The sequence below is a fragment of the Burkholderia sp. Ac-20379 genome (genome assembly GCF_017104645.1).
GTDB lineage: Bacteria > Pseudomonadota > Gammaproteobacteria > Burkholderiales > Burkholderiaceae > Burkholderia.
Genome location: NZ_JAAGPF010000346.1, coordinates 1 through 7521 on the forward strand (window position 1 = coordinate 1; position 7521 = coordinate 7521).

General features: G+C 68.6%; 6 protein-coding genes and 1 pseudogene. 6 read left to right on the plus strand and 1 reads right to left on the minus strand.

Going from position 1 to position 7521, the window contains the following annotated elements:
- Nucleotides 1-332 precede the first annotated feature (332 nt).
- From G3N92_RS28380 to G3N92_RS28395, 4 genes are all read left to right on the plus strand, one after another.
- A complete protein-coding gene (locus G3N92_RS28380; protein WP_206130900.1) occupies nt 333-1043 on the plus strand; it encodes a GntR family transcriptional regulator in 711 nt (236 codons plus the stop codon).
- A gap of 105 nt (nt 1044-1148) precedes the next feature.
- Complete coding sequence (locus G3N92_RS28385) at nt 1149-1946, plus strand: SDR family oxidoreductase (RefSeq protein WP_206130901.1); 798 nt, start codon at nt 1149-1151, stop codon at nt 1944-1946.
- A 56-nt stretch (nt 1947-2002) separates the two neighbouring features.
- Nucleotides 2003-2935: a 3-keto-5-aminohexanoate cleavage protein gene (locus G3N92_RS28390; RefSeq protein ID WP_206130902.1), complete on the plus strand. Its 933-nt coding sequence runs from the start codon at nt 2003-2005 to the stop codon at nt 2933-2935.
- Nucleotides 2936-3070: 135 nt separating this feature from the next.
- The gene (locus G3N92_RS28395; protein ID WP_206130903.1) at nt 3071-4372 is read left to right on the plus strand and encodes an MFS transporter; all 1302 of its coding nucleotides are present in this window, start codon (nt 3071-3073) and stop codon (nt 4370-4372) included.
- A gap of 175 nt (nt 4373-4547) precedes the next feature.
- Here G3N92_RS28395 and G3N92_RS28400 read toward each other — a convergent pair whose 3' ends face one another.
- The gene (locus tag G3N92_RS28400) at nt 4548-5783 is read right to left on the minus strand and encodes a porin (protein ID WP_206130904.1); all 1236 of its coding nucleotides are present in this window, start codon (nt 5781-5783) and stop codon (nt 4548-4550) included.
- Nucleotides 5784-6173: 390 nt separating this feature from the next.
- On the opposite strand from G3N92_RS28400, the gene G3N92_RS28405 reads away from it, so the two are divergent.
- Both G3N92_RS28405 and G3N92_RS28410 read left to right on the plus strand, forming a co-directional pair.
- On the plus strand, nt 6174-7103 hold the full coding sequence (locus G3N92_RS28405; protein WP_206130905.1) for a LysR family transcriptional regulator: 930 nt from the start codon (nt 6174-6176) through the stop codon (nt 7101-7103).
- Nucleotides 7104-7200: 97 nt separating this feature from the next.
- Nucleotides 7201-7521: pseudogene (locus G3N92_RS28410) on the plus strand (hypothetical protein); the annotation flags it as partial.

The window sequence follows — 7521 nt, forward strand, 5'->3', positions numbered from 1 at the left end:
CGGCGGCGAGCGCGGCCGCAGCGGCGGACGGGCGGGACGAAACGGCGGGACGGGCGGCGGGCGTGGACATGGTTCGGTGATCGAAGTAAAGGCTGAAGGCGAAGGCCGGCGGTGAAACCGCGATGTTCGACATCCTAGACATCGCCGCTTCATGAAACAAATGGATTTTTCTTCTCGATTCATTTGTTTGGCGCATATATCGCCGGATACCTGCGTCAGAACCGCCTGCCCCGCGTTTTCCCTGATCAGGCGAATCTTGACGCCCGCACGCGAATCGACAACACTGCACATCGACACAGTGTGATCACAGATCAAACCCGGAGAGTTCCGCCTTGGCCCCTCGTATCGCCCCGCCCGCCCTGCAAGCCGTCGAATCGGAAACGATGGCCGATCAGGTCTATCTGCAACTGCGCGAAGCGCTGATGAGCGGCCGCTTCGCGCCGGGCCAGGCCCTGAGCCTGCGCGGCGTGGCCGAAGCGGTGGGCTCGTCCACCATGCCGGTGCGCGCGGCGCTGACCCGCCTGCGCGCCGAGCGCGCACTGGTGGACGGCCCGAACCGCGCGATGGTCGTGCCGCCGATGACGGTCGAGATGCTCGAGGAGCTGCGCGATGTGCGGATCGCGCTCGAAGGCTGCGTGGCGGCACGCGCCACCGCGCGCATGAGCGACGCCGAAATCGAGGAAGTGCGCGCGCTCTGCGAGACGATACACGTGCACGCCGAGGCCGGCGACACACGCGAATACCTGCGCGGCAATTTCGCGTTCCACCGCGCGATCTACCGGCACGGCGCGAGCGAAAGCACGCTGGCCATCGTCGAGAACCTCTGGATGCGGATCGGCCCGTTCCTGAACATGGTGGCGCCCGACATCCCGCACATGCGCCGCTCGATGGTGGCGCACCGCGCGATCGTCGACGCGCTGGCCCGCCGCGACAGCGCCGGTGCGCGCGCCGGCATCGCGCTCGACATCGACGGCGCCGCACACGACCTCACCGCCACGCTGAACACCGCGCAGGCAACCCGGCTCAAGCCCGTGCGCGCCTGACGGCGCGCCGGCCACGCGGCATCGGCGGCTTCTTCACGGTTTTTCCGCCGCCGCCGTCGCGATAACCCTCAGTAGAACGAAATACGAATCAGGAGACACACCGGCATGGCCATTCTCGATCTGCTCAAACCCTATTCCGGCCTGCGCGTGCTCGTCACGGGCGGCGCGGCCGGCATCGGCCTCACGATCGCCGACGCGTTCGCCGAATGCGGCGCGCGCGTGCATGTGTGCGACGCCTCCGAAGCGGCCATCGCCGCGCTGAACGACCGCCCCGGCAAGCCCGCGATCGGCGCGACACTGGCCGACGTGGCCGATCCGGCCGCCATCGATCGCGTGTTCGCCGACGTGCGCGCCACGCTCGGCGGCCTCGACGTGCTGGTCAACAACGCCGGCATCGCTGGCCCCACCGGCGGCGTCGACGAGATCGACCCGGGCGACTGGGAACGCACCATGTCGATCAACCTCGACGCGCAATACCGCTTCGCGCGCCAGGCCGTGCCGATGCTGCGCGATTCCAAACACGGCGGCTCGATCATCGCGCTGTCGTCGGTGGCGGGCCGGCTCGGCTATGCGTTCCGCACGCCGTACGCGGCCACCAAGTGGGCGATCGTCGGCCTCGTCAAGAGCCTCGCGATCGAACTCGGGCCGGCCGGCATCCGCGTCAACGCGATCCAGCCCGGCATCGTGCGCGGCCCGCGCATGACCGGCGTGATCGACGCGCGCGCCAAACAGCTCGGCCTGAGCTACGACGAGATGGAGGCGCGCTACCTGGAAAAGATCTCGCTGCGCCGGATGACGGACCCCGACGAGATCGCCGCCACCGCGCTGTTCCTCTGCTCGCCGGGCGGGCACGGCATTTCGGGGCAGGCGCTGTCCGTGTGCGGCAACGTCGAAGTGCTGTAAGCGCCGCGCCGCCCATCCCATTCACGAACGCAACGCACCTCACGAGAGCCCCGACCATGGCCAAAGCCCGCAAGGTCATCATCACCTGCGCCCCGACCGGCGCGATCCACACGCCGTCGATGTCGCCGTACCTGCCCGTCACGCCGCGCGAAATCGAAGATGCGGCAGTGGCCGCCGCCGAAGCCGGCGCCGCGATCCTGCACCTGCACGCGCGCAACCCGTCCGACGGCAAGCCCACCCAGGATCCGGCCGTGTTCGCCGAATTCCTGCCGAACATCAAGGCGCGCACCGACGCCGTCATCAACCTCACGTCGGGCGGCAGCCCGCACATGACGATCGCCGAGCGCCTGCGCCCCGCGCATCACTTCCAGCCGGAAGTGGCCTCGCTGAACATGGGCTCGATGAACTTCGGCCTGTATCCGATGCTCGACCGTTTCCCCGAGCTGAAGCATCCGTGGGAACGCGAGCACCTCGCGAACAGCCGCGACCTGGTGTTCAAGAACACGTTCGCCGACATCGAAACCATCCTGACGAGCTGCGGCGCGAATGGCACGCGGTTCGAATTCGAGTGCTACGACATCTCGCATCTCTACAACCTCGCGCACTTCGTCGATCGTGGGCTCGCCAAGCCGCCGTTCTTCGTGCAGAGCGTGTTCGGCCTGCTCGGCGGGATCGGCGCGCACCCCGAGGATCTGATGCACATGCGCCGCACGGCCGACCGCCTGTTCGGTTCGGATTACGAATGGTCGATCCTCGGCGCGGGCCGCAACCAGATCCCGCTCGCGACGATCGGCGCGGCGCAGGGCGCGAACGTGCGCGTCGGGCTGGAGGATTCGCTCTGGATCGGCCCCGGCAAGCTGGCCGAATCGAGCGCCGCGCAGGTTACGAAGATCCGCCAGGTGCTCGAAGGGCTCTCGCTGGAGATCGCGACGCCCGCCGAGGCGCGCGCCATGCTCGGCCTGAAGGGAGGCGACGCCGTGAACTTCTGACGCAAGCCAACCCGCGCTCCGCGAGCGCACCCCACCGATAAACGCGCGACCGGCACGCCCGCGCAGGCCCTTGACCGTGAACCCGCACGCCGGGCTGGCCCGCGTGCCGGATCGTTGCAGATGGAGACCTATCCGATGTCCACTCACACCGCCGACCTGTCCGCCGTGGAAGGCGACGCCCGCGCGTCGCTGAACCGGCTGCTGTTCCGCAAGCTGATGCCGATCCTGATCGTCGCCTACGTCATCAGCTTCCTCGACCGCACCAACATCGCCTTCGCGAAGCACGCGATGGGCGTCGATCTCGGCATTTCGTCGGCCGCCTACGGCCTCGGCGCGGGCCTGTTCTTCCTGACCTACGCCGCGCTCGAAATCCCGAGCAACCTCGTGCTGCACCGCGTGGGCGCGCGCTTCTGGATCACCCGCATCATGATCACCTGGGGCCTGCTGTCGGTCGCGATGGCGTTCGTGCAGGGCGAGACCTCGTTCTACGTGATGCGCCTGCTGCTCGGCGCGGCCGAAGCCGGCCTGTTCCCCGGCGTGATGCTGTACCTGACGTACTGGTTCGGCCGCGAGGAACGCGCGCGCGCCACCGGCTATTTCCTGCTGGGCGTGTGCGTGGCGAATATCGTGGGCGGGCCGCTGGCCGGCGCGCTGATCGAACTCGACGGCGCGCTCGGCTTCCACGGCTGGCAGTGGCTGTTCGCCGTCGAGGGCGTGCCGGCGATCCTGATGGCGTTCGTGGTGTGGCGCAAGCTGCCGGACCGGCCGAGCACCGCCGCGTGGCTGCCGGCCGAAACGGGCCGCGCGCTCGAACGCTCGCTGCTCGCCGAGCAGCAGGCCGGCAGCGCATCGCACGGCGGCCATTCGTTCGGCCTCGCGGTGCGCGATCCGCAGATCTGGCTGGCGATCTTCGTCTACTTCTGCCACCAGTTGACGATCTACACGATGATCTTCTTCCTGCCCGGCATGATCTCGGCGTCGGGCAAATTCTCGCCGTTCGCCGTGGGCCTGCTGAGCGCGATGCCGTGGATCGCCGCCGCGCTCGGCGCGGCGACGCTGCCGCGCCTGGCGCGCGATTCGAAGCGCTCGCGTTCGCTGCTCTGCACGGGGCTGGTGGTGATGGCGTTGGGCCTTGTGTGCGCCGCCTATGCGACGCCGGCGCTCGGCCTGCTGTGCGTGTGCGTGGCCGCCGCGATGTTCTTCGTGGTGCAGGCGATCATCTTCACGTTCCCGGCGTCGAGGCTCACGGGCAGCGCGCTGGCCGGCGGCCTCGGGCTCGTCAACACCTGTGGCCTGCTGGGCGGCTTCGTCGGCCCGACCGTGGTGGGCGCGATCGAACAGGCCACCGGCAACGCCAAGAATGGCCTGACGCTGCTGGCCGTGGCGCTGGCGATCGCCGCCGTGGTGGCGCTGCGCCTGAAGCACGGCAACGAGTAATGCGGAACGGGCGGGCTTTGGCCCGCCCGTCTCCCGCCTTCCGTCTCCCGCCTTCCGGCATCCTGCCGGCTGCCGCTGCCGCATCCATTCGCAGCGCCGCGCTCGAAGCTCGACGACAAGTCACGCAAGACGAGCCAGCCTCGGCCCGCCCGCCGCCATTCCTCCGGAATCCCGCTCAGAACCGGTGCGTGATCCCCGCCAGCACCGACACCTGATTCGGCGTGGACGAAGCCGTCAGCCCGTTGATGTTGGCCACCGCGGCCTGCCCCGTCGAATCGGTGCCCGACGCGTGCTGAACCAGCCCCACCAGATACACCTGCGTGCGCTTCGACAGGATGTAGGTCGCGCCGATGTCGCCCTGCTGATAGGTCACGCGATTCGCGCCGTAGCCGCGCGTGTAGTCGTAGGCCGCGCCGAGCAGCCAGGCCGGCGTCAGGTAGTAGCGCAGGTTCAGCTCGGCGTTGTGGAACGCCGCCGAACCGCGATAGCCGAGCGGATCGAGCGCCGCGTGCGAACCCAGCTCGCCGAAGCGCGTGTTGGTATACACCGCGCCAATGATCGCCGGGCCGGCCGTGTAGGTGCCGCCCACCGCCACGATCTGCTCGTTGCCCGCCGACGCATAACCCGAATACACGCGGCTGGCCGCCATGTTGCTGCCGGTCGCGCTCGACGTCGTGTTGTTGCCGAAATACGAGAAATTCGGATCCTTCACATGCACGTAGGCCGCGCCGAGCGCGAGCGGGCCGCCCGTGTAGCCGAGCCCCAGCGACCAGATCGAATTGCGCCCGAACTGCCCCGGCGTGCCGCCGAAGCTGTAGAGGCCGCTCGCGCGAAAGCCGTTCACGGTGGGCGTGGTGTACTTCACCGAATTGTTCGAGCGGTAATCGTTGTTGGTGTTGTCGAGGTCGCCCGGATGGCCGCCCAGATAGGTGGCCCATTGCGTGCCGGCAATGAACGGCCCGATGAAATCGACCGCGGCGTCGTACTGGCGGCCCACCGTCAGCGTGCCGGCGCGCTGCGACGCGAGCCCGAGCCAGGCCTGGCGGCCGAACAGATCGCCGCCCTGCTGGAAGCCGCCCGTCGTCGACGAATAGCCGTTCTCCAGATCGAACACGGCGCGCAGGCCGTTGCCGAGCTCCTCCGAGCCGCGCAGGCCCCAGCGATTGCCGAGCACGTTGCTGCTGTTCATCTCGAACTGACGCTTGCCGCCGGCGTTGTTGGCGTAGACGATCGCCGTGTCGATCGTGCCGTACAGCGTGACGCTCGACTGCGCGTGCGCGCTCGCGGCGGCGCCCATCGCCGCGCCGGCGGCGAGGCTCGACGCCAGGTGCGCGGCGACAAGGCGCCCGGCGCGCGAGCGGCGCGGCGGCTGCGGATGACGCGAATGGCGTGAGTGGCGCGAAGGGTTCATGCAGGCTCCTCTTGGACCGTCGGGCGGGCCATGTCGTGGTGTCGTGGTGTGGTGTCGAATCACGCCGAATTGATCAGGACTCCGACTCTCCCCGCACGCGCCGCGAATGCCGGCGCGCTGCGTGGAAAGCCGCGGGCCGATGCCGCGCGTTCGGATGCCGAAGTGTTGCCCAGCCCGCCGGCTTCGCTCCAACAAGAAAATAAATTCGCGTCAAAAAGTTTTTGCTATCGAACGGGACGCAACGCCACACCCGCCACGCATCGCGGCCGTCCCGAAAAATGGCCGCGCTATCATCGCGGGCATTGCCGCCCCGCTCGGCCTGCCCGAACCGCGCCGGGTGCGCAGGCCCCGCTTCTGTCCCGCTTTACGCAACGTTTTCCGCTCCGCATCATGAACATCCGTTTTCTCGAAACCTTCATCTGGCTCGCCCGCCTGCAGAACTTCCGCCTGACCGCCGAGAAGCTGCACACCACGCAGGCGGCCGTGTCGAGCCGCATCGCCGCGCTCGAGGAAAGCTTCGACGTGCGGCTGTTCGACCGCAACTCGCGCTCGGCCACGCTGACGCCGGCCGGCCGCAAGATGCTCGGCTATGCGGAACGGATCGTGCGGCTCGGCGACGAAATGCGCCGCGAGGTCGAGGACACCGACGCCGACGCCGGCCTGATCCGCCTCGGCGTGATCGAATCGATCGTGCACAGCTGGTTCCCGGCACTGATGGCGCAGATCCGCGAGCGCTTTCCGAGGCTGGAGGTGGAGGTCACGAGCGACACCACGATCCATCTCGTGCAGTGGCTGCGCGCCGACGCGGTGGATTTGATTCTCCAGACCGATACGCTGGCCGATCGCGAATTCGTCAACGCGCCGCTGTGCGAATTCCCGATGCGCTGGGTGGCCAGCCCGTCGCTGGGCCTGGGCGGCGGGCGCATCACGCTCGACGCGCTCGCCGAGCACCCGGTCATCAGCTTCTCGCGGCATTCGGGGCCGCATACGGCGATCGAACGCGAATTCGCGCGCGCCGTGGAGCGGCCGGTGCGCGTCAACTGCATCAGCTCGGTGGCGGCGATCGTGCGGCTGGTGGCCGACGGCTTCGGCGTGGCCGCGCTGCCGCCCGCCATCATCGAGCGCGAGTTGCGCGACGGCTCGCTGGTGGTGCTCGACGCCGACAGCAACTTCACGCCGATGCCGCTGGTCGCCTGCCATCGCCTGCCGCATCCGCTGTCGGCGCGCATCGCCGAGCTGGCGGCCGACACGGCGCGCGCGTTCATGGCCGCGCGCGGCCCCGAGCCGGACGAGGCCCCGCGCCACGCGCCGAAACGATAAGAAAACCTGTTCAACCCGTATTTTTTTTCTTGTTGGACTGACCCGGCCCGCTCTCGCCACACTGCGCCTGTCCGAAACCTTACGCAGGAACGCCACCATGAGCGATCAGCCGACTTCCCGGCCCGGCCAGCTTTGCATCTGGACCGACACCGATCCCAGCACCGAAGACGACTTCAACGCCTGGTACGACCGCGAGCACATGCAGGAACGCGTCGGCATCGCCGGCTTCACGCATGCGCGGCGCTTCCTCGCCAACGACGGCGCGCCGCGCCGCTATCTGGCGCTCTACGAAACCACCGCGCTCGACGTGTTCCACAGCGCCGCGTATCAGCAGGCGTTCACGAAGCAGACCGACTGGTCGCTGCGCAGCTTCGCCCGGATGCGCGACAACCAGCGCCGCGTCGGCGCGTTGACGTTC

Excerpts from the sequence above, each read along its gene's own strand:
- G3N92_RS28385 (WP_206130901.1), top strand. The coding sequence starts at position 1,149 with ATGGCCATTCTCGATCTGCTCAAACCCTATTCCGGCCTGCGCGTGCTC.
- G3N92_RS28390 (WP_206130902.1), top strand. The coding sequence starts at position 2,003 with ATGGCCAAAGCCCGCAAGGTCATCATCACCTGCGCCCCGACCGGCGCG.
- G3N92_RS28395 (WP_206130903.1), top strand. The coding sequence starts at position 3,071 with ATGTCCACTCACACCGCCGACCTGTCCGCCGTGGAAGGCGACGCCCGC.
- G3N92_RS28400 (WP_206130904.1), bottom strand. The coding sequence starts at position 5,783 with ATGAACCCTTCGCGCCACTCACGCCATTCGCGTCATCCGCAGCCGCCG.
- G3N92_RS28405 (WP_206130905.1), top strand. The coding sequence starts at position 6,174 with ATGAACATCCGTTTTCTCGAAACCTTCATCTGGCTCGCCCGCCTGCAG.